Raw genomic sequence first — 24,774 nt, 5'->3', positions numbered from 1 at the left:
AGTCGAGGTATTGAATTTTATGCAGATCATGGTTCGCGATAACAATGTCGACCAGGCCCTCCGCGCACTCAAGAAGAAGCTGCAGCGTGAAGGCGTCTATCGCGAAATGAAGCTGCGTCGCCACTACGAAAAGCCCAGCGAAAAGCGCGCCCGTGAAAAGGCTGCTGCGGTTCGCCGTGCTCGCAAGCTCGAGCGTAAGCGTATGGAGCGTGACGGGATCAAGTAATCCCGGGTTGCGACCTACGACAAGCTAAGCCATGAGGGCGCGGAGAAATCCGCGCCCTTTGCGTATCAGGACGAATTTTACATGACCGAGATCACCCGCGTACCGCTTCGCCCCATCAAGAAGGGCTCGCTCACCAAGCTCTGGCTGGGCGTCATCGTCGCCATCCTGCTGGGCGCAGGCCTCGCTTGGGCCGCCGTGCCCAAGGGCGTCGAGGTGGAAACTCTGACCGAGGGTGTCGGTCCTTCGCCGCAGATCGGCGATGTGGTCTTCGCAAACTATGTAGGCACGCTGCCCGACGGCACCGAATTCGACCGTTCGCAGCCGAGCCCGTTTCCGCCCGAAGTGTTCCCCGCAGGCACGCCTTTCCCGCTCGAGGAAGAAGGCGGCCTGATCCAGGGATTCGTCGATGGGCTTATGCAGACGCAGAAGGGCGGCAAGTATCGGATCGAAATCCCGGCAGAGCAGGCCTACGGCGCAACGCCGCCTCCTGGCTCGGAAATTCCCGCCAATAGCGACCTCGTCTTCGAGGTCGAAGTGACGGAAATCATGTCGCTCGAAGAAGCGCAGCAGCGCTTCATGCAGTTGCAGGCCCAGATGGGTGCGCAGGGCGGTCCCGGTGGCCCCGAGGGTGCCCCTCAGCAAGCGCCGGTCGAATAAGGCGCAAAGCCTGCTTGAAGCGCGCGCGCCACACGGCTAACGCGCGCCCATGTCAGTTACCCGAGAAGAAGTGGCGAAAATCGCCTCTCTGGCCCGCATCCGGATGGAGGATGCGGAGCTGGATCGCATGGTGCCCGAGCTGAACAACATCCTCGACTGGGTGGAACAGCTGGGCGAAGTCGACACCTCCGGCGTGGAGCCGATGACCGCGGTCATCCCGAACACGCTGCGCCTGCGCGACGATGTGGTCGACGCCATTCCCGAAACGTCGGGGGGACGGCGCGACGATGTGCTGGCCAATGCCCCGGCGGCCGAACACGGCTTCTTCGGCGTGCCCAAGGTGATCGAATAATGACCGATTTCACACAGCTTGGCGTGAAGGAAATCCGCGACGGCGTGGCGGGCGGCGATTTCACCGCGCGCGAAGTGGCGGAAAGCTTCAACGCTGCCGTCGCCGCCGCTGCCGAGCTCAACGCCTTCATCGTCACCACTCCCGACCACGCGCTGGCCGCCGCCGATGCGGTCGATGCCAAGCGCGGACGGGGCGAGGATCTCGGCAAGATGGGCGGCGTGCCAATCGGCATGAAGGATCTTTTCGCCACCAAGGGCGTGCAGACCACCGCAGCCAGCCACATCCTCGAAGGGTTCAAGCCGCAGTACGAAAGCACTGTCAGCCAGAACCTGTGGGATGCCGGCGCGGGCATGCTCGGCAAGCTCAATCTCGACCAGTTCGCGATGGGTAGCTCGAACGAGACCAGCTATTTCGGCAATGTCAATTCGCCCTGGAAGAAGGACGGCACCAACGCCGCGATGAGCCCGGGCGGTTCGTCGGGCGGTTCCTCCTCCGCTGTCGCAGCGCGCATTGCGCCTGCCGCGACCGGCACCGACACCGGCGGTTCGATCCGCCAGCCCGCAGCTTTCACCGGGATTTGCGGCATCAAGCCGACCTATGGCCGTTGCAGCCGGTGGGGCGTCGTCGCCTTCGCAAGCAGCCTCGACCAGGCAGGCCCGATGGCGCGCAGTGTCGAAGACTGTGCGATCATGCTCGAAGCCATGGCCGGTTTCGACCCCAAGGACGCGACGTCCCTCCAGATGGAAGTGCCGAACTGGGAAGCCGCGCTCGATTCGGACCTGAAGGGCAAGAAAATCGGTATCCCGAAGGAATACCGGATGGACGGCACCGACCAGGCCATTCTCGACAGCTGGGAACGGGGCAAGGCATGGCTGCGTGATGCAGGGGCGGAGATCGTCGATATCTCGCTGCCGCACACCAAGTATGCGCTGCCCGCCTATTACATCATCGCGCCCGCAGAAGCCTCGTCCAACCTCGCGCGTTATGACGGCGTGCGCTACGGACTGCGCGACCTTCCCGAGGGTGCTGGCCTCCAGGATATGTATGCCGCCACCCGCGCCGCTGGATTCGGTGACGAAGTGAAGCGCCGCGTGCTGATCGGGACCTATGTGCTCAGCGCCGGTTTCTACGACGCCTATTACACACAGGCGCAGAAAATCCGCACGCTGGTCGCACAGGATTTCGAGAACGCCTGGGCCCAGTGCGACGTTATCCTCGCGCCGACCACGCCGACGGCCAGCTTCCCGCTGGGATCGCTCAACGAAGACCCGCTGACGATGTACCTGAACGACGTCTTCGCCGTTCCCGCATCGCTGGCCGGCCTTCCCGCGATGAGCGTGCCGGCCACGATCAACGAGGACGGCCTCCCGCTCGGCCTGCAGATCGTCGGCAAGCCCTTCGACGAGCAGGGCGTGCTCAACGCCGGTCTCGCGATCCAGCAGCGCGCCGGGTTCGAGGCCAAGCCGGACAAGTGGTGGTGAGACCTGCGACCGGCTGGCTGAGTGAGCCGGTCGAAACGTTCAGGATCAGATCACTTCACTGATCTGAGCGCGGCCTTTGCCATTTTCGACCAGTTTAACGAGCTTGCGGCCCAGTTCGATGCTGGGCTTTTCGACGAGGTAGTAGATCGCGGTGCTGACCACGATCGTCATGATGCTGGCGAGCGCAATCAGCGCATGGCCCGGGATCGCGCCTGTCAGGACCGAAGGGAAAGCGGTCTCGATGATCTGGGTGCACACCCAGCCGAAGAGATAGACCGAGTAGCTGATCGTTCCGAGGAAGCTCAGGAATGGATTGGAAATCTTCCACCACGAAGTCATGAGAATGAACAATCCCATCGCCGTGAAATAGCTCAGCGTGTAGCGATACCAGGTCTCGTTGTTGGCGGCATCCGCATTATACGCCAGCAGCGAAATCAAGGGGATGCTGATCACGAACAGCGCGATGAGAAGCCGGAAGTGGCGCATGCTCGTCTCATCCTTGTCCAGCGTTGCCGTGCGCCAAGTCATACCGATAAACATCGCGAAAAGGGCAAGGGGCAGCGCCACAGGGAAACCCATTCCGGTGGCCCAGCGAGCCACCGCCAGTGCGAATGCGCCCGCCAGGGTCGCGATGGCAGTGGCGGTTACCCACTTCTGCGACCCGAGCAGGCCGAAGAAGAAGAGGACGACGCACAAGCCATAGAAGACCAGCTCGATCTGGAGAGTCCAATACAGTCCCTGGATATTCTGGATGCCGACGAAGCCTTGCAGCATTGTTGCGTTCGCGGCGATTGTGAAGCTGTCGAACGGGTTGCCTTGCCACGCCACGACAAGGACCATCGCGAGAATTGAAAGCCAGTAGGCAGGATAGAGCCGCATGAATCGGCCGATGGCAAATGACAGGAGTGGCCGTTTGCGCTTCTTGAGAAGCGAGAAGGGAATTACGTACCCCGAGACGGCGAAGAACATGATCACGCCGATTTTTCCGGCATCGAAATAGGCCGTGAAAAGCGTGAACAGGGAGATCTCCAGATCCGAATAATATTCGCGCGACTGGAGCAGTTGCTCGGCGATATGCAGATAGATGACCATGAGCGCAGCAATTCCGCGGATCGAGTCCACGAAAGCGTAGCGTGCGCCAATAGCATGGGCGTTTTTCAGTGCGACCATTTGAACCTGACAAGAACAGAATTGCAGTTATTCGCATTAGCCAAGATTGGCGCGAATGACAGAGGTGTGTGGTGGGTGACCGACTCCATGCTGGCTGGCGCTTCGAAGGTCAACCGCGGCGCCGAAGAATAACAAATGTAAACCTATATCTCGGTCTGCTCTGGCCTTGGCCCTTTTATCAATTCGACAGGCGGTCTCGATGCTACGCCGGCATCCGGAAAAGCGGGTCGAAAAAGCTCAAGTGACCCCTGTTCATCGGCCTCGCGAGTCGATAATGCGCCCACCATGAGCACATACCGTATCCAGGGCGCAACGGGCGAATGGGAGGTCGTGATCGGCCTCGAAGTCCATGCGCAGGTCACGTCCAACGCCAAGCTGTTCAGCGGCGCCTCCACCGCCTTCGGTGCTGAACCCAATACGCAGGTGAGCCTGGTCGATGCGGCCATGCCCGGGATGCTGCCCGTGCCCAATCGCGAATGCATCCGCCAGGCCGTGCGCACCGGCATGGCGATCGAGGCGCAGATCAACAAGTGGAGCCGGTTCGACCGCAAGAACTACTTCTATGCCGACCTGCCGCAGGGCTACCAGATCAGCCAGCTCTACCACCCCATCGTGGGCGAGGGACAGCTGGTGATCGAAGCCGACGAGAAGGTCGGTATCCCCGAAGACAAGGTCATCGGTATCGAACGCATCCATGTCGAACAGGACGCGGGCAAGCTGATGCACGACCAGCATCCGACCATGTCCTATGTCGACCTCAATCGCACGGGCATCGCCCTGATGGAGATCGTCTCCAAGCCGGACATGACCTCGCCTGCCGAAGCAGGGGCATACGTGCGCAAGCTGCGCGCGATCCTGCGCTATGTTGGCAGCTGCGACGGCAATATGGAGCAGGGCTCGATGCGCGCCGACGTCAACGTCTCGGTTCGCAAGGTCGGCTCCACCGAACTCGGCACGCGCACCGAGACCAAGAACGTGAACTCGGTCCGCTTCGTGATGGCGGTGATCGAACAGGAAGCGCGCCGCCAGGTCGATCTGATCGAAGATGGCGGAACCGTGGTGCAGGAAACGCGCCTCTACGATCCCGATCGTAACGAAACGCGTTCGATGCGAAGCAAGGAAGACGCGCACGATTATCGCTACTTCCCCGATCCCGACCTTCTCCCGCTGGAGCTGGAAGACAGCTTCATCGACGAATGCCGCGCCAGCCTGCCGGAACTGCCTGATGCCAAGCGCCAGCGTTACGAGAACGAACTGGGCCTCACTCCGTACAACGCGCGCGAACTGACGGCAGAGGTCGAAACCTTCGGCCGTTTCGAAACGCTGCTTTCCGCAACGGCCAGCCAGATCGGCAAGCCGGAAGCCAAGGTCGCAACGCAGGTGGCCAACTGGGCGCTCTCGGTTGCGCCTGGCGTCATGAAATCGCTGGGAGATGAAGCCGATCCTGCCAATGCCACCGCCGAAGCGCAGGCGAAGATCCTGGCCATGCAGGACAAGGGCGAGATCTCCGGCGGACAGGCGAAGGAAATCTACGAGCACGTCCTTCGCACCGGTGCCGATCCCGAAGCCATTGCCGACGAAAAGGGCCTCAAGCAGGTCAGCGATACCGGCGCCATCGAGGCGGCGATCGACGGGATCATCGCCGCAAATGGCGACAAGGTGGAAGAATATCGCGGCGGCAAGGACAAGCTGTTCGGTTTCTTCGTCGGCCAGACGATGAAGGCCATGCAAGGCAAGGCCAATCCGGCGGTCGTGAACCAGATCCTCAAGGATAAGCTGGGCTGATGCAAATCGCGCTGTCCCCGGCAGGCCGTTCGCTGGTCGTGACCGGGGCGGCGCTTTTCCTCGCCGGACTGGTCCAGGGCGCGGTAATCGATCTTCACGCCAATCCGCGGATGGCCCTGTCCGCGCACCTCGACGCGGTGCAAAGCGGTATGGCCGTAATGATTGCGGGCATCCTGTGGTCCTCGGCGCGCATTGGCGAGCGCATGGAAGCTGCGGCGCGATGGGCGCTGGCGGTGGGCATGGTGGGGCTGTGGCTCGGCCTGACCCTTGCCGCGCTTACCGGTGCGAGCGAGACCTTGCCGATGGCTGGCGAAGGATATGCCGGAACACCCGCAGCCGAAGCCGTGGTCGGTCTTATCGTCTTGGCCTCAAGTGGGGCGCTGACCCTTGGCTGGGCGTTGTTCCTGTGGGGGCTTTTCCGGGCGCGATGACCTCCATCGTCCTCGTCCATCCCGAAATACCCGGCAACACCGGTGCGGTGGGGCGCACCTGCGTGGCGCTCGACATGGAGCTGGTGCTGATCCACCCGCTCGGCTTCGAGATTTCTGACAAGCGGGTGAAGCGGTCGGGTCTCGACTACTGGCCGCACATCCGGCTGGTCGAATTCGCCAGCTGGGAGGACTTTCTCGCTGACCGCGACCCGCGCGCAGACCAGATGTTCCTGTTCGAGGAATACGCCAAACGCAGTTTCTACGAACCCGACTATCCCGAGGACGCCTATCTCGTCTTCGGACGCGAGACGAAAGGACTGCCCACCCAGATCGTCTCCGCGCATGAGGCGCAGCTGGTCGGCTTGCCGATGCGATCGGACAAGGTGCGTTCGCTGAACCTTGCGAATACGGTCGCCGCAGCCGCCTACCAGGCGCTTCGCAACCACCTCTGAAAGCCGTTCGTCGGACTGGCAAGTTCCTGACAGAAGTCCTGCTTGCGCAAGACCTTGCCAGCATTTAGCCCCTGCGCGTTTCGCGCGCATCAAGGCGCGCCATGTGAGGGACTGAAAATCAATGCGTAAGACACAAGTGGTCGCCGCCCTGCTTGCCTGCGTCGCCTCCGCGCCGCTCGCCGCCAAGGAAGGCATGTTCACGCCCGGCCAGCTGCCGGAAATCGCCGAAGACCTGAAGGAAACCGGCCTCGAAATCGATCCGGAAACGCTGACCGACCTGACCGGCTTCCCGATGGGTGCGATCGTGTCGCTCGGCGGCTGTTCCGCCAGCTTCGTATCGCCCGAAGGCCTGGTGGTGACGAACCACCACTGCGCGCGCGGTTCGGTCCAGTACAATTCCACCGCCGAGAACAACTATCTCGAGAACGGCTTCCTCGCCAAGGCGAAGGGCGACGAACTGCCTGCCGCGCCCGGCTCGCGCATCTATGTGACGACCGAGATCACCGATGTGACAGCCCGCATGCGCGATGGCGTCGATGCCCTGTCGGCGACGGAGCGTTACGACACGCTCGAACAACGCATGAAAGATATTACGGCCGAGTGCGAACAGGATGCCGGATCGCGTTGCCAGGTCGCCAGCTTTTATGGCGGCGCGGAATATACGCTGATCAAGCGCCTCGAAGTGCGCGACGTGCGCCTGGTCTACGCGCCGGCGGATTCCATCGGCAAGTATGGCGGCGATATCGATAACTGGATGTGGCCGCGCCACACGGGCGACTTCGCCTTCTACCGCGCCTATGTCGCACCCGACGGTTCGGCTGCGGACTATTCCGAAGACAACGTGCCCTACCAGCCCGAGCATCATCTGAAGGTCAGCGCGGCCGGTCTCGACGATGGCGATTTCGTGATGGCTGCCGGCTATCCCGGATCGACCCAGCGCTACGCCACGCTGGCAGAGGTGGAAAACACCTTCAGCTGGAGCTATCCGACCTACGTCACGCTGGTGAACGACTGGATCGACACCATCGAGGAAGCGGCCCCTGAAGGTTCGGACGCGCGGGTAAAGTACGAATCGCTCCTCGCCAGCTTGAACAACTTCGAAAAGAACACTCGCGGCCAGCTCGAAGGCGCGCGCCGTGTCGGCCTGGTCGACCGTCGCCGTGAGCGGGAAGAGGCGTTGGCAGCATGGATCGCTGCCGATCCTTCGCGCGCCAATTACGGTGAGGCGATCAGCGGCCTCGTGGCCCTGACCGAAGAAAGTGCCACCGCGGCGAAAAAGGCCTTTTGGTACAATTTCGCGACCCGTCCCGCTTTGCTTTCGGCAGCACAGCGCCTCTATCGCCTGTCGCAGGAACGGCTGAAGCCCGATGCGCAGCGCGAGCCGGGTTACCAGGACCGCGACATGACCTTCTTTGCGCAGGGCCTGCAGGCGCTGGACCGCCGGTACGAGGCTTCGGTCGACAAGGCGCAGTGGCTGCTCTTCCTCGACACCTATCTCGAAGAACCGGCCGAGAACCGCGTGGCCGTGTTCGACAATGCTCTGGGCCTGACCGGCGATGTCGATGCGGCGGCGCTGTCGGCCAAGCTCGACAGCTATTACGCAGGCACCACGCTGGACGACAGCGAAACGCGCCTTGCGCTGATGGACGCGAGCCCGGCCGATTTCGAAGCAAGCGAGGACCCGTTCATCCAGCTTGCCGTCGCGCTTTACGAATACGAGCGCGAGCAGGAAGCCGAAGCGGAAGAGCGTGCAGGCCGTGCGCAGGCGCTGCGCCCCGCCTACATGGAAGCGATCACCCAGTGGCAGCGTTCGCAGGGCCTCTCGACCTATCCCGACGCCAACTCCACGCTGCGCGTGACCTATGGCAATGTGATGGGCGGATCGCCCAAGGACGGCATGGCTTACCTGCCGTTCACGACGCTGGAAGGCATCCTTGAAAAGGACACCGGCGAAGACCCGTTCAACGCTCCGGCCAAGCAGCTGCAGGAAATCCGCGAGAAGGATTACGGGCCCTATGCGCTCGGCAGCATCGGTTCGGTTCCGGTGAACTTCCTGTCCGACCTCGACAGCACCGGCGGCAATAGCGGCTCGGCCACGCTCAACGCGCGTGCGGAGCTGGTCGGCCTGCTGTTCGACGGCACGTTCGAAAGCGTCAATTCCGACTGGGATTTCGACCCGCGCACCACGCGCACGATCCATGTCGACACGCGCTACATGCTGTGGGTGATGGACAAGGTCGACGGGGCCGAGGGCCTGATCGAGGAAATGGACATCGTCGAGTAACGGCGTCCATCCGGATACAAAAGAAAAGGCCCGCCGGATCGCTCCGGCGGGCCTTTTTTGTCGGTCTTGCCTGCGGGCTTAGCCCTGGCGTTCGCCGGTCAGCGCCATGTCGCCGAATGCACCGGCGTTGACGGTGCCGGTCAGCTGGTCGCCGTCGACCGTGGCGTTGCAGTTCAGCGTCATCGGCATGGGGACGGTCATGTCCATCTTCCAGCTCAGCGCATTGCCATCGATGGTGCCGTCCTTGACGTCCATCGAACCCATGCCGCCAGCCATCGAGCCGGTGAAGGTCTTGCCGTCATCGCCCGGAACGACAGTGAAGGTGCCCTTCTGGTCACCCATGGGGCTCTTGACGACGGTGTCATAAGTACCGGCTACGGACATGCATATTCTCCTTTTGCGTGACCCGCTGTTGCGGGCCGGATCTGGTGGTGCAGACATCGGGGTTACTTACACCGATGTCAACAAGCTCATTCCTGCGGTTCGATAACCTCGACTTCGAGGCCGAGCGTGTCGAGCTGCGGGGCGACCACTTCTGCATCGCCTACTACGATATAGACGATGTCACCCTCGTTTATGTTCCGGCGCGCTTCGAGATCGAGTTGCGGTGCGGTGAGGGTATTGTAACGCGCGGCCAGCGTCTCGTAATAATCGTCCGGACGGTCGTAACGCACGATGTTGACGAGACCGCCAAGCACATCGCCCGCGGTTTCGAACTGGCCGGGCAACTCGCGCATATTGGAATTGACGATCCGCTCCAGCTCGTTGGGCCGGACGCCGCGTGCATCCACGAAATCGTTGATCTCGCGGCGGATCTCGCTGATCGAATCTCCGGTGCGGTCGGACTGGACCGGCGCGCGCACGCCGTAGAAGACCCGGTCGAGGCCGCTCGCGATCTGGCTCCCGGCGCCATAGGACCAGCCTTTTTCTTCGCGCAGGTTCATGTTGATCCGGGCAAGAAATCCACCGCCCAACGCTTCGTTGGAGGCTATGAGGGGAATAAGGTCGTCGCGGCCTGTCAGGCCGAGAACCTGGCCGCCATAGATCACGGACTGGGGCGAATTGGCGCGATTGACCAAGATGATCCGCTGACGCGGCTCCGGGATCGCCACGCTGTAATTGCGCACCGGTTTAGCGGTCGCAGGGGCCTGCCAGTCGCCGAAGCTTGCTTCAAGAAGGCGCGTCACTTCGGCCAGCGAGGTATCGCCGACGACAAAAATACGGGCGTTGTCCGGCCGCAACCATGTGTCGTGGAAAGCGCGCAGGTCCGCTTCGGTCAGCGCTTCGAGCCGGGCTGCAGAACCAAGGCCTGAGGTCGGCAGCCCATAGGGGTGTGCACCGAAGATTGCCCGCCGACCGGTGCGATCCGCAATCGAATTGGGGTTCTTCAATTCCGACGAGAGGGCGTTGAGCAATTGCGCACGCTCACGCTCGATCACATTGGCGCGAAGGCCCGGCTGGCGGATGGTCTCGGCCAGCAGTTCCAGCGACGGCGCGAGGTTCGGGGCCAGCGCCGCGAGCGAGAAGTTGGTGTAGTCGGCATCGAAGCCATTGTAGATGTTCGCGCCAAGACGCTCCTGCGCGATCGCGTAGTCGGTCGCGTCGAGGCGCTCGGTCCCCTCGCTCATCGTGCTCAGCAGCAGGCGCTGCGTGCCCAGCGAGTCGGCGTCCTCGGCAGCGCGTCCGGCGTCGAATTCAACGCGGACCGAAACGGTCGGGACGGCGTCGCGGTGCGCGAAATAGACTTCCATGCCGTTCGAAAGCGTCGCACGCTCGATATCCGGGAAGTCGAGTCCCTGCAGCGGCTGGAGTTCCGGTAGGGTATCGCGATCCGCCTGCGCCTGCGTGGCGATCTTGGACAGGTCGCAGGTTTCCTCGGCGCAATAATTGGCCTGCGCAATATCCTCGATGGAATCGGGTCCGGTCACCGCGCCGCCGCGGTCTTCGCCGCCTTCGGTGCGCTCACCCGGATTGAAGACGAGGTTGAAGACGGGACGCGAGAGCCATTTGCGAGCGAGGGCATGGACCTGATCGGGCGTGGCGGCGGCCATCTGGTCGAGCTGGCGCTCGACGTAGCCGGGATCGTTCGCGAACAGTTCGCCAGCGGCAAGCTGCGGAGCCTTGCCGCCGAAACCGCCGACCGATTCAAGGCCGCGGATAACGCCGGCCATGGTCGAGACCTTCGCCCGCTGGAGTTCGTCGCCGGTGGGACCGGTGGCGAGGAAATCGGCAATCTGCGCATCGAGCTTGGCCGCGACCTCTTCGGGATCCACGCCTGGCTTCACATCGGCCTGGACGACGAAAATTCCGGCATCTTCGAGCGTATAGTTGAAAGTGCTGACCGACACCGCGACCGGGTCTTCGCGAACCAGTGCATTGTCGAGCCGCGAACTCGACAGGCCGCCCAGCACGGCAGAGGCAAGGTTCATCGGGACCGATTCCGCAGAATTGGAACCGGGCACGGTCCACATGCGATAGAGCCGCGTAGTCGAAATCTGGTCGGTCGTGACCTTGGTCTTGTCTTCGGCAAGCGTGGGCACGTCGACCGCAGGGTGGACCACTTCAGGTCCGCGCTCGATATCGCCGAACCACTTCTGCACCTTCTCGCGCGCGGTTGCCGTGTCGATGTCGCCAGCCAAGACCAGCACGGCGTTGTTCGGGCCGTAATGGTCGATGAACCAGTTGCGCACATCGTCCATGGTCGCCGCATCGAGATCGCCCATCGAGCCGATGGTCGAGTGGTGATAGCGGTGCCCCTTGGGGAAGAGGTTCTCGAAGATTTCATACCGCAGCAGGCCGAAGGGATTGTTGTCGCCCTGGCGCTTCTCGTTCTGGACGACGCCGCGCTGGTTATCGAGCTTCTCCTGCGTCACCGCATCGAGCAGGTGACCCATTCGGTCGCTTTCCAGCATCAGCACGCGGTCGAGCGCGCCGGTCGGCACGGTCTGGAAATAGTTCGTGCGATCGGGGTTGGTCGTCCCGTTCACATCGGTCCCGCCCATCTGCTGGATATATTCAAACCAGTCTTCGGGCGCATTTTCCGTCCCGTTGAACATCAGGTGTTCGAACAGATGGGCGAAACCGGTCTTGCCCTTGGGCTCATGCTTGGAGCCCACGTCGTACCACACCGAGACGCCGACCAGCGGCGCCTTGCGGTCTTCGTGGACGACCACGGTGAGACCGTTGTCGAGGACGAACTTGTCGTAGGGAATGTCCACTTCGGCGACGAGCTGCGAGAGCGGGGCGGGTTCGTAGCTGACGGCCTCTCCCACCATGGCCGCTTCCATGGTCGCGGAATCCATCGGCTCCTGCGAATAGGTCGAGCATGCCGACACGGCGAGAGCGATGATGCTGGTGGAAATGATACGTTTCATGGAGGCTCCGAAGGGTATTGTTCTCGAAAGGCCTAGAGCGTCAACGGCGGTTCGTCACGGTCTTGCGGCTCTTCGCGTTTTCCAGCACGTCTTCGCGCCAGAAATGGACCGGTTTCAACCGGTGCTGGACGAACAGCGTAGACTGATCGGCATAATGCGGTGAATCGGCCCGCGTGGTGGCGGAACCGAAGGGCTGGATCGAGCGCGAAGTGACCCGCTCGCCCGCGTTCCATTCGACCCACTGGATGAAGCTGTCACCGTGGCGGACCGACAGCCTGCCGTCCTCGTCAACGTCCCACAGCGTCGATGCGCGCAGCGTGTCCGAACCGCCGTCCAGAGGCAGGTCGACATCGCCCTGTCGCAGGCGAAGCAGGTCGCCCATCGGCGGGTCGATCCGGCCGAAATGCGTTTCCAGATGGTCGACCGATTTCATCAGCTCATCGCGCGCACTGGGGCAGGCCTTGTTCTGGTAGCGGCAGGACATAAACTCGCGGATCATCAAGAGGGCGAGGCTGTCCCCGCGACCGATATTGTCGGCGGTGAAATCCCATTCGAGCAGCAGCTTGCGGGCCTCGGCAAGGCGCGGCTCGTCCGACAGGTCGAGCGTTTCCAGCTCGTCCCACAGGTCCGCGACGTAACCTTCGCGCGCATAGCCGGTGTCGTACTTGATCTCTTCCAGAGTTTCGCGGTCGAGCCGGTCCGCTTCGCTCAAAAGCTTCCAGGCCCGACGCGAGCGGTTCGTCTGCTTCAGTTCGACGCCGAGTTCGGGCGCGAAGTCATCAGGCGAGAGATCGCTTCCCGCCCCGGCGGCGGTGTAGGGCGCATTGTTGGCATTGTAGAGCCAGCCCGATGCCGGGTTCAGGTAACGCGGCAGCTCGCCGTATTCGACCGGGCCATCCCAGAGCAGTTCGGGATCGTCTCCGGCGAGAACGCCGCGCCAGTCGGGGCCTTCGCGCCGGTCGGGCAGGGCGGCGTTGTAGACATAGGCGATGTTGCCGGTCTTGTCGGCATAGATGAAGTTGGTCGAAGGAATATCCATCCGGGCAAGGATGCCTTCCCACTCTTCCAGCGAGCTCGCCTTGTTGAGCCGGTAATAGGCATCGAGCTGGCCGAGATTGTCGATCCCGCCATAGCGGAAGGCGAAATAGCCATTGTCGTTCTTGATGACGGGGCCGTGGACGCTGCGCAGCACCTCGCGCTTGATCGGCAGGACGAGCGGGCCCAAACGCACCGGCAGGGTCACCGTTTTGCGCTCGAGCTCGCGCCATTCGTCGCCGAACAGGTAACGATTGCCGTCCGCGTCCATCTCCAGCTGGTAGACGTCGATCATGTCCGGGGTGTTGACCGTGTTGGTCCAGCCCAGATCGCGATTGTGGCCGAGGAAGGGGAAGGGCGAGCCGGGGAAATTCGCTCCGGCATAGTGCCAGCCTTCGCCGCTTTCGACGACGAGTTCGTACCATGCCACCCCGCCGCGCCACGGCTGGTGGCTATTGGAGACGAGAATGGTCGGCCCACCCGATTTTTCCGGGGTGACCGCAAAGGCATTCGAACCGCTCATCCCGCTGTCCTTGCCCAGCGGAGACATGGCCGTTTGTTGCGAAGGGGACGCTGCGTCCTCGACATCGGCGGGTCGCGGATAGCCCGGAATGTCGGGGCCGTATTCGCGTCGCAGCGGCTCTCCCTTGACCAGCGGTTCGATCACGCCGTTGAGGCCGAAGAAGAACGGCTGGCGGAGCGCGAAGCCTGCGGCCACGTCCTCGCCCTCGACCGGGAACAGATTGCCGAGCTTCAGTTCGCCCGGATTCTCTTCGGCGAACTGGTTGAGGCCTGCCGCATAGGCATCGAACAGCGCGCGCGTGTCCTCGGGTAGTTGCGGATAGTGCCGCTCCGCCGTGCCGCGCGCATCGAGCAGGTGGTAAACATAATCGATCGCCGCGCCGTCCTGGCCCGCGATCGCGCCATAGCGGCCCCGGGCCATGGCGATCACGTCCTGCAAGGTCGAGAAATCGTCTTCCGAATGGGCGATGGCGACGCCGTAAGCGACGTCCGCGTCCGTATCGCCATAGATATGCGGCACGCCGAATTCGTCGCGAATGATCTCGGCGGTGTAGATGCGCTGAGGCTGCGCGACATCGTCGCGCTCTGCCCATAGCGGTTCCCAGGTTGCCAGCGCGACGAATGCGACAAGCACGAGCAACAAAAGGGCGAAACCGATGCGCCCGAACCATTTGGTCATGAAATCCAGTCCTCTCTCGCAACCGATCTAGCGTCGTGCGACGAGTGGTGCAATCGGTCTGGGCAAAACCTGCCGACGCCTATTCCGCTTTGGGGATTCGACTGTCTAGCCATGTGCGTGTGACTGCCAACATCACCATCGGCCATGAAACGTCCGGCAAGCCGGTCGAGTTCGATATCGAGGAGCTTCTCGCGACCCGTCTGCTCGTCCAGGGCAATTCGGGCAGCGGCAAGTCGCACCTGCTTCGCCGATTGCTCGAAGAGAGCGCCGGGATGGTGCAGCAGGTCGTCATCGACCCGGAAGGCGACTTCCCGTCGCTGGCGGAAGAGTTCGGCCATGTCGTTATTGATGGCTCGGCCTATTCTCCGCCCGAGATAGAGGCGCTCGCCCGCCGCATCCGCGAACACCGCGCTAGCGTGGTGCTCGACCTCGACGGGCTGGAGGTGGAGCAGCAGATCCGCTGTGCAGCCCAGTTCCTGACCGCCTTGTTCGATGCCCCGCGCGAGCACTGGTATCCCGCGCTCGTCGTGGTGGACGAAGCGCAGATGTTCGCGCCCGCAGCAGCTGGCGAGATGGCTGAAGACACGCGCCGCATGACCCTGTCGGCGATGACCAATCTCATGTGCCGTGGGCGCAAGCGCGGCCTTGCGGGGATCGTTGCCACCCAGCGGCTGGCCAAGCTGGCCAAGAACGTCGCCGCCGAAGCGTCGAACTTCCTCATGGGCCGGACATTCCTCGACATCGACATGGTGCGCGCCGCCGACCTGCTCGGCATGGAGCGGCGCCAGGCCGAACGCATACGCGAACTCGAGCGCGGACATTTCCTTGCGCTCGGGCCTGCGATCACGCGATTGCCGGTCGCCTGCAAGATCGGTCCGGTGAAGACCGGTCACCAAGCGCGCAGCGAAGGGTTGATGGCGCTGCCCGACACAGCGCCCGAGGACATGGCCGACCTCCTCACACGCGACCTCGCCAGCGATGTCGCGACGCCCACGCCGCCGCCTGCGCCCCCTCCTGCACCGCGGCTGGAAGAGATAGAGGACAGCATCGCTCATGCCGAAGAACGGCAGGTGGAATCGCCTGCTGAAAGGCCGGATACGTCTGTCGTCGCGCAGCGGATCGAGGAATTGATCGCCGAGTTGGCAGGGGAGGAGGGTATCGCTTTCCAGTCGGCCAGCGCGCAATACCAGACATTTCTCACGCGCTGCCGCCGCGAACGGCTGATCGGGCCGATGCCGGATATGCATGCATTCCGCCGAAGGTTCGCGATTGCGGGTGCTGGCCTGGCTGATCTGGGCGATGAAATCCAGTCGCGTATCATGGGGCTGGCAGGCGCCGTGGACGAAGATCTCCTGGGCCCCTTCCTGGTCATTGCGAAGGCTGCCCATGCGGGCGAAACGCAGGTCGACGAGCACGAGCTGGCGAAGGCTTATGGAACCAGCTCGCCCGGGCGCATTCGCCGGCTGCTCGACCATCTGGAGCGGCAAGGCCTGATCGTGGTCCGCGAGGATTTCGGCGGCGGGCGCACAGTCATGGTGCCGGGCCTCGAAGGCGTGGGCGCCGAATAAATTTCGCCTTGCCTCTCGCCAAGCGCGCAGGCACCCCTATATTCGACTAACACACCTCGCGCATTTTTTGCGTGGAGGGGTTGTGTTGCAATTTAGCAACACCATATCCGGGCGGCAATTCTTTTTGAGGGACCAGCATGAATCTCGAGAAATTCACCGATCGCGCCAAGGGCTTCCTGCAGAGCGCGCAGACGGTCGCCATTCGCATGAACCACCAGCGCATTACGGCGGCGCATATCCTGAAAGCCCTGCTCGAAGATAACGAGGGCATGGCCGCGCAGCTGATCCAGCGCGCAGGCGGCAATCCCGGAGTGGCGATCACCGAAATCGATACGGCCCTGAACAAGATTCCCGCCGTTTCCGGGGGTGGCGCACAGCAGACACCCGGCCTGGACAATGACGCCGTGCGCGCACTCGACCAGGCAGAGCAGCTTGCCGAAAAGGCTGGCGACAGCTTCGTGCCCGTGCAGCGTCTGCTGCAGGCGCTCGCGCTGGCGGATAACGACGCGGGCAAGGCGCTCAAGTCGGCCGGTATCGACGCCAAATCGCTCGAAGCGGCGATTCAGGAAGTCACCGGCGGACGAACTGCCGACAGCGCGGGCGCGGAAGAGAGCTACGACGCGATGAAGAAGTACGCGCGCGACCTCACGCAGGCGGCGCGCGACGGCAAGCTCGACCCCGTGATCGGCCGCGACGAGGAAATTCGTCGCACGGTGCAAATCCTTGCCCGTCGCACCAAGAACAACCCCGCGCTCATCGGCGAACCCGGCACCGGCAAGACTGCCATCGCCGAAGGCCTCGCGCTGCGCATCGCCAATGGCGACGTGCCCGACAGCCTGAAGGGCCGCACGCTCATGTCGCTCGACATGGGCGCGCTTATCGCGGGCGCTAAATACCGCGGTGAGTTCGAGGAGCGCCTCAAGGCCGTGCTCGACGAGGTAAAAGGCGCGGAAGGCCAGATCATCCTCTTCATCGACGAGATGCACACGCTGATCGGGGCTGGAGCTAGCGAAGGCAGCATGGATGCGTCCAATCTGCTGAAGCCTGCCCTGTCGCGCGGCGAGCTCCACTGCATTGGCGCCACCACGCTCGACGAATACCAGAAGTACGTCGAAAAGGACCCCGCGCTCCAGCGTCGCTTCCAGCCCGTATTCATCGACGAGCCGAGCGTGGAGGACACGATCTCGATCCTGCGCGGCATCAAGGACAAGTACGAATTGCACCACGGCGTGCGCATCACCGACGGTGCGATTGTCGCCGCGGCGCAATTGTCCAACCGCTACATCCAGAACCGCTTCCTGCCCGACAAGGCGATCGACCTGATGGACGAGGCGGCTTCGCGCATCCGCATGGAAGTGGAATCGAAGCCCGAGGAAATCGAAGGTCTCGACCGCCGCATCATCCAGCTCAGGATCGAGGAACAGGCGCTCCAGAAGGAGACCGACAGCGCATCGAAGGACCGTCTCGAGACGCTTCGCAAGGAGCTGTCCGAACTCGAACAGCAATCATCCGAACTGACCACGCGCTGGCAGAACGAGCGCGACAAGATCCACGCCGAGGCGCGGGTCAAGGAAGAGCTCGACCAGGCGCGGATCGAGCTCGAACAGGCGCAGCGCGCAGGCGATCTCCAGAAGGCGGGCGAACTGCAGTACGGCAGGATTCCCGAGCTGGAAAAGAAGCTCGAAGAAGCCTCCGGCCACACGGACAACGCCTTGCTGAGGGAAGAAGTGACCGAGGACGACATCGCAGGTGTCGTCAGCCGCTGGACCGGTATCCCGGTCGACAAGATGTTGGAGGGCGAGCGCGAGAAGCTGCTCGACATGGAAAATATCCTGTCGAAGCGGGTGATCGGGCAGAGCCAGGCTATCGATGCGGTCTCCAAGGCCGTGCGCCGTGCACGTGCTGGCCTGCAGGACCCGGGCCGTCCGCTCGGCAGCTTCCTGTTCCTGGGCCCGACTGGCGTCGGCAAGACCGAACTGACAAAGGCGCTCGCCGGATTCCTGTTCGACGACGACCAGGCCATGGTCCGCATCGACATGAGCGAGTTCATGGAGAAGCACGCGGTCGCTCGCCTGATCGGGGCGCCTCCGGGCTATGTCGGCTACGAGGAAGGCGGCGTACTGACCGAGGCCGTACGGCGCAGGCCCTACCAGGTCGTATTGTTCGACGAGGTCGAAAAGGCCCACAGCGATGTCTTCAATGTCCTGCTGCAGGTGCTCGACGACGGACGCCTGACCGATGGGCAGGGCAGGGTAGTGGATTTCAGCAACACGCTGATCATCCTCACCTCCAACCTCGGCAGTCAGTACCTTGCCAATATGGACGACGACCAGAAGGTCGAAGATGTCGAACCGCAGGTGATGGACGTCGTGCGCGGGCATTTCCGCCCCGAGTTCCTCAACCGACTGGACGAGATCATCCTGTTCCACCGCCTGGCGATGGAGCACATGGCCCCGATCGTCGATATCCAGGTCGCGCGGGTGCAGAAGCTGCTGAAGGATCGCAAGATCGTGCTCGACCTGACCGAAGCGGCCAAGAAGTGGCTGGGGCGGGTCGGCTATGATCCCGTCTATGGTGCGCGGCCTCTCAAGCGTGCGGTCCAGCGCTATGTCCAGGACCCGCTCGCAGACATGATCCTGTCGGGCAAGGTGCCGGACGGGTCGACCGTGAGCATCGACGAGGGCGACGGCTCCCTGGAAATGCAGATCAGCTGACAAACGGTAGGAGGCGGGTCGGAAAGGCCCGCCTTTTTCTTCTTTGGGCGCTGGTGATTCGGTTGTCGATCAAACGACTACAGCGCTGGATATGTTTGCATGCGAAACAAAATTCTGTTCGCCAGCCTTTCGCGCGACTGATTATTACACACTTCTTCGCTCGATCGGCAAATGTGTGGGATTTGCGCAACAAGACATTCTAAAGCGCCCCAGTGCTTTGACACTGCATCGTTAATCCCGCAGAAACCCGTGTGTTGGGACTGGGGGTCTATCCACCCGGACAATTCGAGCGAACCGGACGCCGCTAGGGGTGCGTCCTTTTCGTCGTCCAGATGGAAGACGCAGTTCCAGTTGTCGCGACTGGAGTAATAAATGCGAAAAATTCACACGAAAACAATCCGGGGTCTCGCCTTCTCGGCGTCGGCGCTCGCGCTCACTGCCGGTAGCCAGGCATATGCGCAGGACGCAGAATGCCCTGAAGGTCAGGAAGAAGTAGCCGGCGAATGCGTCATCCAGTCGGATGGCCCCGACGGCGTTACCAACAACGATCCGACCGCACAGGACGTTGTCGATGTAACCGACACCGGTGCAACCGGTCAGAATGCACCGGGCGCCATCGTTGTGACCGGCTCGCGTATCAAGCGTGACACTTACAGCTCGATCTCGCCGCTCCAGGTCATCACAACCGAGCAGTCGCAGACTGTCGGCCTATTCGATCCGACGCAGATTCTTCAGCGTGACGAATCTGCATCTGGCCTTCAGGTCGATGCCACCTTCCAGGGTTTCGTGCTGGACAACGGGCCTGGCTCCGTCACGCTGAACCTTCGTGGTTTGGGTGCAGACCGTACGCTGCTTCTTCTTAACGGCCGGCGCATCGCTCCTGCCGGTGTGGAAGGCGCGCCGGTCAACCCCTCAATCAACCTTCTCCCGAGTTCACTCATCGACCGGTTCGACCTGCTGCTCGACGGTGCGTCCTCGATCTACGGTTCTGACGCTGTCGCCGGTGTGGGTAACGTCATCCTGCGCAAGGACTTCGACGGCCTTGAACTCTTCGCTCGTGGCGAAATCAACCCGCAGGGCGCCGGTGAAGATTACACCATCAGCGCTGCATACGGCATCAACTTCGACCGCGGCTTCATCGGCTTCGGTGCAGAATACGATTATCGCGATGCCATCCGTCTTCGCGATCGCGATTTCTTTGGCGGTTGTGATCAGAACCTGGAAGTGGATCAGGACGGCAATTTCTATTCCATCGACGAGCGCACGCGCGCTCTAGTCGAGCGTGATAGCTTCGGCGGTCCTTTCGGTCAGATTACGACTAGTGCTGACAGTCCGTGCAAGATCCAAGCTGTTACAGGTCGTTTCATTCCAAATGACACCTTCCTGAATTCGGTCTTTTTCCAGCGTGGCGACACGTTCGACAACCTGCAGTTCTTTGGATTGCCCGGTTACGCCACGCGTGAAAACGCTTTTCTCGATCCGCTCGATTTCAATTTCGATGGAGTCCGGGATGTCGATGATCAGGATTACAACGGCAGTGGCGTAAATCAGGGCCAAGTTTTCCTGAGTGAGCAGAAGCTGATCAACGTGATGGCCTATGGTGAATATACCTTGGCTGGCGCGGCCAATCTCACCCCCTATTTCGAAGCGAATTATAGCCGTGCGCGCATTCGGGCGGATAACACAGGCCAGAGCTTCCTCTTCCCTGACGTACCGGCCGAAAATCAGTTCAACCCGTGCAACATTGATGCGGGCGGCGCAGACTGTCGCCAGATCGACAACGAGCTTTTCTTCCCCTTCTCGGGTGGCCGTCCGATCTGGGGGCCAGGAGGGTTCTTCCCCAGTGAACCGACTGGTGTGAATGTTTCGGTTTTTCCGATCATCTCCGTTGTGGGCGACCGCAACAACACCGACGTGACGCAGGAACAATATCGCGGCGTCTTTGGTGTGCGCGGCGACCTGCCGTTCATCGGCGCCGGCTGGACCTTCGACGCCTCTTTCGTTTACTCACGTTCGGAGGGAGCCAGCGTTCGCCGCGGTGTTCGCGAAGATAAACTGGCATTCGCTCTAGGCATTGATCCGACCATTGATTTCAATGGCGACGGCATCATCGACAACACCGGCGACGGTATTGCCGACGATTACAGCGACCTGGTTCAGTTCGGCGAATATTACGGTGACCCGGGCATCGCGCCGTGTGATGTTTCGGCACTGGCCAATCCGGATCTTGCCGCAGAAGGGCTGGCTGATGGCTGCGTTCCGGTAAATCTGTTCGCACCCTCGCTTCTCAGCGAAACGATCGGAGATTTCGCAACGCAGGCAGAGCGTGACTACCTCTTCGGTGTCCGTTCGTTCGACACGATCTATGAGCAAAAGGTCCTTTCGGGCTACGTCACGGGCGATGTCTTCGAATTGCAGGGTGGCCCTGTGGGTGTCGTGCTTGGTGCGGAATATCGCACCGATTCGATCGACTCGCGTCCAAATGATGTGGCTTCAAACGGCCTTTTCTTCGGGTTTAGCCAGGATCTGGGTGCAGTCGGCGAAAAGTACATTCTCGAAGCGTTTGGCGAACTCGATCTGCCTCTCGTGGCGGACAAGACGCTCGTTCAGGAACTCAACCTCAATTTGTCGGGACGTGTCACCAAGGAAGAGTTCTACGGAACCAACTTCACGTATGCCATCAAAGGTGGCTGGCGTCCGATCGAATCGCTTCTTTTCAAGTTCAGCTACGGCACCTCTTTCCGTGCGCCGAACCTGCGCGAGAATTTCCTGCAGGCTCAGCAAGGCTTCGAAACACTGTTCGACCCTTGCGCGGTGCCGAACGAAGCCTTCGAACTGGGAGAAGGCTACATCGCGGAGAACGATCCGCGGTCTCCGTTCGTTCTCCAGAATTGCATCCGCGAAGGGCGCGATCCCACCCAGGTCGGCCTGAGGCCTAATACGCAGGCAGTCCAGAGAACCTCTGCGCAAACAGTGTCGGGCGGCACATTCGATATCGATCCCGAAACCTCGCGTTCGATAACGACCGGCTTCGCTTTCGAAGAAGTGTTCGGAGACGGTTTCGATTTCGGCTTCAACGCGAACTATTACGACATCAAGGTGAAGAATTCGATCATCGAGCCGTCGTCGCAGTTCGTAATCAACGACTGCTTCCTGCGCCAGGATGTGGATAACCGCAGTCCGTTCTGCGATCGTCTGACGTACGATCCTCTCAATGGCGTGGTGAACGCTTTTGATCGCGGTCTTGTCGCTAAGGTGAGCAATCAGTTCCTGAACTTCGACTTGCAAACTGTTCGTGGTGTCGATCTCAACGCCTCCCTTGGTAAGGAGATTACGCTAGGCAACAGTCTTGTCGATCTTGGCTTGAACTTCCGCGCCAACCACCTGATCGAGCGTAGCACGACCTTCATCAACGATGCTGGATCAGTCTCGTTCGATACTAGCGACGGTGAAATCAGCTTCCCGAAGTGGACCGGCCGCACGACCTTCACGGCGGAGTATGAGAAGTTCCTGCTTACATATCAGATCCGGTATACTGGTCCGGTCGGCGCCGATCCTGACTCGATCAACCCGTTTGCGGACGTGTTCAACAACGCGCCTGGGGGCGGCCGGCCGCTGAGTCCGGCAGGAAATCCGGTTACTGCGCCGAGCAACACTTGCCTTGGTGCAGGGGCGGAAGGCGTTGAAGGTAACGGTATTTTCTGTAAGGACGTTGACTTCGCGGAAGAGCAGTTCCTGCATACCGCATCGCTGCGTTACCGGACCCCGACGTTCACGATCATTGCTGGTGTTGACAACATCTTCAACACGGCTCCGCCGCGGATCGATAGCTCGCAAGGTTTTGCGATCGCTAACACAGTGATCGGCGCAGGTTACGATTACGATGGACGCGAATTCTTCGCATCGATCACCTATGAGTTCTAATTCGGTTAATCTGAGTTAGTTTAGGAAAGGGCGGTTCCGTGTTTTGGACACGGTGCCGCCCTTTGCTATTGAGGGTCACCCTTTTTGAATATCTTGTGAGAGTCGCTTCATGAAAATCTTCAAATCCGCCTTGCTGGCTGCCGGTGCAGCCGCATCTCTCGGGATCGTCGCAGCCCCGGCTGCGGCGCAACAGAACACTACCGGCATGCCGACCGTTCCGATCGAAGTCTGGGCACTTCGTGACGTCGTCAATGCCGTTCAGGTTTCGCCCGACGGCAAGCACGTTCTGGTCCATGTGGTCGAAAGCAAGGAGGGCGAATACCTCCTCAAGATCTACAAGACCGAGGACATGTCCAAGCCGTTCCGCGTCCTCAACGCTGACCCGATGGAAATCATCAGCGCGTCTTGGGTCAGCGATCGCTACATCTTCGGTTCGGCGTGGCAGCAGAACCGCAGCAAGGTCAACGGCCCGGAACAGGGCACCTATGACTATGCCGGCTACGCTTACGACCTGAAGACCAACAAATTCCAGAAGATCGACGGTAACTTCGGTATCGCGAACCGCCTGCCGAACGACCCCGATCATATCCTGGTCGAGACCGGGACGGCCATCCCCGATCCCTCGGGCGTCGATCCTTTCGAAGCTTTCCGTCCGCGCTCCTACTACAAGGTAAACCTCGCACGCGGCACGCGGAGCCTGGTGCTGAAGGGCAGCGAAAAGTATCCGACTGCGCAGTTCGACAACGAAGGCAATCCGCGTTGGACCGTCGGCTATGATAGCGGAACAAAGGAAGCGATCACCTATTACCGTAAGCCGGGCGAAGGCTCGTGGACGGAACTGATGCGCTACGATCAGGACAAGCACGAGAACCTGTATCGCACGCTTTCGGGATTCATGGGGCTCGCCGGTTTCGACCCCGACAATCCCAGCATCGGTTATGTCATCGACAACCGCGGCGAAGACAAGGCTGCCCTGTGGGAGTTCAACTTCGACACCGGTCAGTTTGGCGAAAAACTCGCCGGCACGGACCAGGCCGACATCATGGGCATCCGCACCAGCTCGATGCCGGGCGACGAGTCGCTCGTGGGTGCGATCTATCCGTGGGACAAGTATCGCACGATCTGGTTCGATGAGGGCGAGAAAGCGCTTTATGACGCGCTGGAAGCCCAGATTCCGAACGCTCACCAGGTCAGCATCACCAGCCGTTCGACCGATGGCGGGACGATGATCGTATCTAACCGCGGTCCGCGGGATCCCGGTTCGTACTGGCTGGTTCGCAACGGCACGATGGCCAAGCTTGGCAGCCGCAACCCGCTGATCCAGCCGGAGCAGCTCGCGGATGTCGAATTCATTCGTTACCCGTCGCGTGACGGGAAGCTGACGATCCCGGCCTATTTCATGCGTCCGAAGGGTGAAGGCCCCTATCCGCTGATTGTTCGTCACAATGGCGGCCCGCACGTCAATGGCGTGGTCGGCTATGACGAATGGGACCAGATGCTTGTGAATGCCGGTTACGCAGTCCTTCGTCCGCAGAACCGTATCTCGACCGGTTGGGGCCAGAAGCACTTCGATGCCGGTTATGGCGAGCATGGTCTTGCCATGCAGGACGATAAGGATGACGGCGCACTTTACCTGATCGAACAGGGTCTAGTGGATCCCGATCGCGTGGCGTTCATGGGTTGGTCCTATGGCGGTTACTCCGCCCTGGTTGCAGCTTCGCGTTCGCCGAACGTATACCAGTGCGTGATCGCAGGTGCCGCCGTTTCCGATCCGGAAAAGAGCTACAAGCAACGTCGCAGCCCTTATTCGCCCAAGGCGATCGACGATTGGGCACAGCGTCGCGGCATGATCGGCATCAACCCGATCAAAGAAGTCTCGAAGGTCAACGTGCCGATCCTGATGGTTCACGGCGATGTCGACGCCCGTGTCCTTTACTTCCACTACGAAGACTACAAGGACGCGATCGAGAAGGCCGGTATCCAGGACGCCCAGTTCCTGACCCTGAAGGGGGCCGACCACTTCTATACGACGCTGATGTTCGAGCATCAGCAGCAGTTCTATACGAAGATGTTCGACTTCCTGAAGAACGATTGCGGCCCGGGCGGCCTCTGATCTGATC

Annotated in this window: 16 protein-coding genes; 12 read left to right on the top strand and 4 right to left on the bottom strand. The window is 61.4% G+C overall.

Going from position 1 to position 24,774, the window contains the following annotated elements; all coding sequences use genetic code 11:
• Positions 1-19 precede the first annotated feature (19 nt).
• From rpsU to gatA, 4 genes are all read left to right on the top strand, one after another.
• Complete coding sequence (gene rpsU, locus CVE41_RS04110; RefSeq protein ID WP_006834591.1) at positions 20-226, top strand: 30S ribosomal protein S21; 207 nt, start codon at positions 20-22, stop codon at positions 224-226.
• An 81-nt stretch (positions 227-307) separates the two neighbouring features.
• The gene (locus CVE41_RS04105) at positions 308-883 is read left to right on the top strand and encodes an FKBP-type peptidyl-prolyl cis-trans isomerase (RefSeq protein WP_100259510.1); all 576 of its coding nucleotides are present in this window, start codon (positions 308-310) and stop codon (positions 881-883) included.
• A 49-nt stretch (positions 884-932) separates the two neighbouring features.
• Positions 933-1,235 carry an Asp-tRNA(Asn)/Glu-tRNA(Gln) amidotransferase subunit GatC gene (gene gatC, locus CVE41_RS04100; protein WP_090480620.1) on the top strand — a complete coding sequence of 101 codons (303 nt, stop codon included), beginning with the start codon at positions 933-935 and terminating at the stop codon, positions 1,233-1,235.
• Positions 1,235-2,716 carry an Asp-tRNA(Asn)/Glu-tRNA(Gln) amidotransferase subunit GatA gene (gene gatA, locus CVE41_RS04095; protein ID WP_100259509.1) on the top strand — a complete coding sequence of 494 codons (1,482 nt, stop codon included), beginning with the start codon at positions 1,235-1,237 and terminating at the stop codon, positions 2,714-2,716. The genes gatC and gatA overlap by 1 nt, the downstream gene beginning before the upstream one ends.
• 45 nt (positions 2,717-2,761) lie before the next feature.
• Here gatA and CVE41_RS04090 read toward each other — a convergent pair whose 3' ends face one another.
• Positions 2,762-3,886 (bottom strand): acyltransferase family protein, encoded by a 1,125-nt coding sequence (locus CVE41_RS04090; RefSeq protein WP_100259508.1) that lies wholly within the window; start codon positions 3,884-3,886, stop codon positions 2,762-2,764.
• A gap of 285 nt (positions 3,887-4,171) precedes the next feature.
• On the opposite strand from CVE41_RS04090, the gene gatB reads away from it, so the two are divergent.
• The 4 genes from gatB (at position 4,172) to CVE41_RS04070 (ending at position 8,838) form a co-directional block, all read left to right on the top strand.
• Positions 4,172-5,671: an Asp-tRNA(Asn)/Glu-tRNA(Gln) amidotransferase subunit GatB gene (gene gatB, locus CVE41_RS04085; protein WP_100259507.1), complete on the top strand. Its 1,500-nt coding sequence runs from the start codon at positions 4,172-4,174 to the stop codon at positions 5,669-5,671.
• On the top strand, positions 5,671-6,102 hold the full coding sequence (locus CVE41_RS04080) for a hydrogenase (protein ID WP_100259506.1): 432 nt from the start codon (positions 5,671-5,673) through the stop codon (positions 6,100-6,102). Before gatB ends, CVE41_RS04080 begins: the two co-directional genes overlap by 1 nt.
• A complete protein-coding gene (locus CVE41_RS04075; RefSeq protein ID WP_100259505.1) occupies positions 6,099-6,554 on the top strand; it encodes a tRNA (cytidine(34)-2'-O)-methyltransferase in 456 nt (151 codons plus the stop codon). Before CVE41_RS04080 ends, CVE41_RS04075 begins: the two co-directional genes overlap by 4 nt.
• Before the next feature lie 121 nt (positions 6,555-6,675).
• A complete protein-coding gene (locus tag CVE41_RS04070; RefSeq protein WP_100259504.1) occupies positions 6,676-8,838 on the top strand; it encodes a S46 family peptidase in 2,163 nt (720 codons plus the stop codon).
• A 78-nt stretch (positions 8,839-8,916) separates the two neighbouring features.
• Here the strand turns inward: CVE41_RS04070 and CVE41_RS04065 are convergent, their stop codons facing one another.
• From CVE41_RS04065 to CVE41_RS04055, 3 genes are all read right to left on the bottom strand, one after another.
• On the bottom strand, positions 8,917-9,222 hold the full coding sequence (locus tag CVE41_RS04065; RefSeq protein ID WP_090480638.1) for a hypothetical protein: 306 nt from the start codon (positions 9,220-9,222) through the stop codon (positions 8,917-8,919).
• Between the two features lie 86 nt (positions 9,223-9,308).
• Positions 9,309-12,212, bottom strand: coding sequence for a M16 family metallopeptidase (locus CVE41_RS04060; protein ID WP_100259503.1), 2,904 nt, complete (start codon positions 12,210-12,212; stop codon positions 9,309-9,311).
• Between the two features lie 40 nt (positions 12,213-12,252).
• Positions 12,253-14,448, bottom strand: a complete 2,196-nt coding sequence (locus tag CVE41_RS04055; RefSeq protein WP_100259502.1) for an acylase — start codon at positions 14,446-14,448, stop codon at positions 12,253-12,255.
• A gap of 119 nt (positions 14,449-14,567) precedes the next feature.
• Here CVE41_RS04055 and CVE41_RS04050 point away from each other — a divergent pair, with 119 nt between their 5' ends.
• From CVE41_RS04050 to CVE41_RS04035, 4 genes are all read left to right on the top strand, one after another.
• Positions 14,568-16,016: an ATP-binding protein gene (locus CVE41_RS04050; protein WP_100259501.1), complete on the top strand. Its 1,449-nt coding sequence runs from the start codon at positions 14,568-14,570 to the stop codon at positions 16,014-16,016.
• Between the two features lie 137 nt (positions 16,017-16,153).
• Positions 16,154-18,730 carry an ATP-dependent chaperone ClpB gene (gene clpB, locus CVE41_RS04045; protein ID WP_100259500.1) on the top strand — a complete coding sequence of 859 codons (2,577 nt, stop codon included), beginning with the start codon at positions 16,154-16,156 and terminating at the stop codon, positions 18,728-18,730.
• A gap of 372 nt (positions 18,731-19,102) precedes the next feature.
• Entirely contained in the window at positions 19,103-22,654 is a 3,552-nt protein-coding gene (locus tag CVE41_RS04040; protein ID WP_100259499.1) for a TonB-dependent receptor domain-containing protein, read from the top strand.
• Between the two features lie 109 nt (positions 22,655-22,763).
• Positions 22,764-24,767: an alpha/beta hydrolase family protein gene (locus tag CVE41_RS04035; RefSeq protein WP_100259498.1), complete on the top strand. Its 2,004-nt coding sequence runs from the start codon at positions 22,764-22,766 to the stop codon at positions 24,765-24,767.
• Positions 24,768-24,774: the final 7 nt, after the last annotated feature.

The organism is Qipengyuania seohaensis (genome assembly GCF_002795865.1).
GTDB lineage: Bacteria > Pseudomonadota > Alphaproteobacteria > Sphingomonadales > Sphingomonadaceae > Qipengyuania > Qipengyuania seohaensis.
This window is presented reverse-complemented; position numbering and strand designations above follow the sequence as displayed.

Coding starts and splice junctions, on each gene's coding strand:
- rpsU (WP_006834591.1), top strand. CDS start 20: ATGCAGATCATGGTTCGCGATAACAATGTCGACCAGGCCCTCCGCGCA.
- CVE41_RS04105 (WP_100259510.1), top strand. CDS start 308: ATGACCGAGATCACCCGCGTACCGCTTCGCCCCATCAAGAAGGGCTCG.
- gatC (WP_090480620.1), top strand. CDS start 933: ATGTCAGTTACCCGAGAAGAAGTGGCGAAAATCGCCTCTCTGGCCCGC.
- gatA (WP_100259509.1), top strand. CDS start 1,235: ATGACCGATTTCACACAGCTTGGCGTGAAGGAAATCCGCGACGGCGTG.
- CVE41_RS04090 (WP_100259508.1), bottom strand. CDS start 3,886: ATGGTCGCACTGAAAAACGCCCATGCTATTGGCGCACGCTACGCTTTC.
- gatB (WP_100259507.1), top strand. CDS start 4,172: ATGAGCACATACCGTATCCAGGGCGCAACGGGCGAATGGGAGGTCGTG.
- CVE41_RS04080 (WP_100259506.1), top strand. CDS start 5,671: ATGCAAATCGCGCTGTCCCCGGCAGGCCGTTCGCTGGTCGTGACCGGG.
- CVE41_RS04075 (WP_100259505.1), top strand. CDS start 6,099: ATGACCTCCATCGTCCTCGTCCATCCCGAAATACCCGGCAACACCGGT.
- CVE41_RS04070 (WP_100259504.1), top strand. CDS start 6,676: ATGCGTAAGACACAAGTGGTCGCCGCCCTGCTTGCCTGCGTCGCCTCC.
- CVE41_RS04065 (WP_090480638.1), bottom strand. CDS start 9,222: ATGTCCGTAGCCGGTACTTATGACACCGTCGTCAAGAGCCCCATGGGT.
- CVE41_RS04060 (WP_100259503.1), bottom strand. CDS start 12,212: ATGAAACGTATCATTTCCACCAGCATCATCGCTCTCGCCGTGTCGGCA.
- CVE41_RS04055 (WP_100259502.1), bottom strand. CDS start 14,448: ATGACCAAATGGTTCGGGCGCATCGGTTTCGCCCTTTTGTTGCTCGTG.
- clpB (WP_100259500.1), top strand. CDS start 16,154: ATGAATCTCGAGAAATTCACCGATCGCGCCAAGGGCTTCCTGCAGAGC.
- CVE41_RS04040 (WP_100259499.1), top strand. CDS start 19,103: ATGCGAAAAATTCACACGAAAACAATCCGGGGTCTCGCCTTCTCGGCG.
- CVE41_RS04035 (WP_100259498.1), top strand. CDS start 22,764: ATGAAAATCTTCAAATCCGCCTTGCTGGCTGCCGGTGCAGCCGCATCT.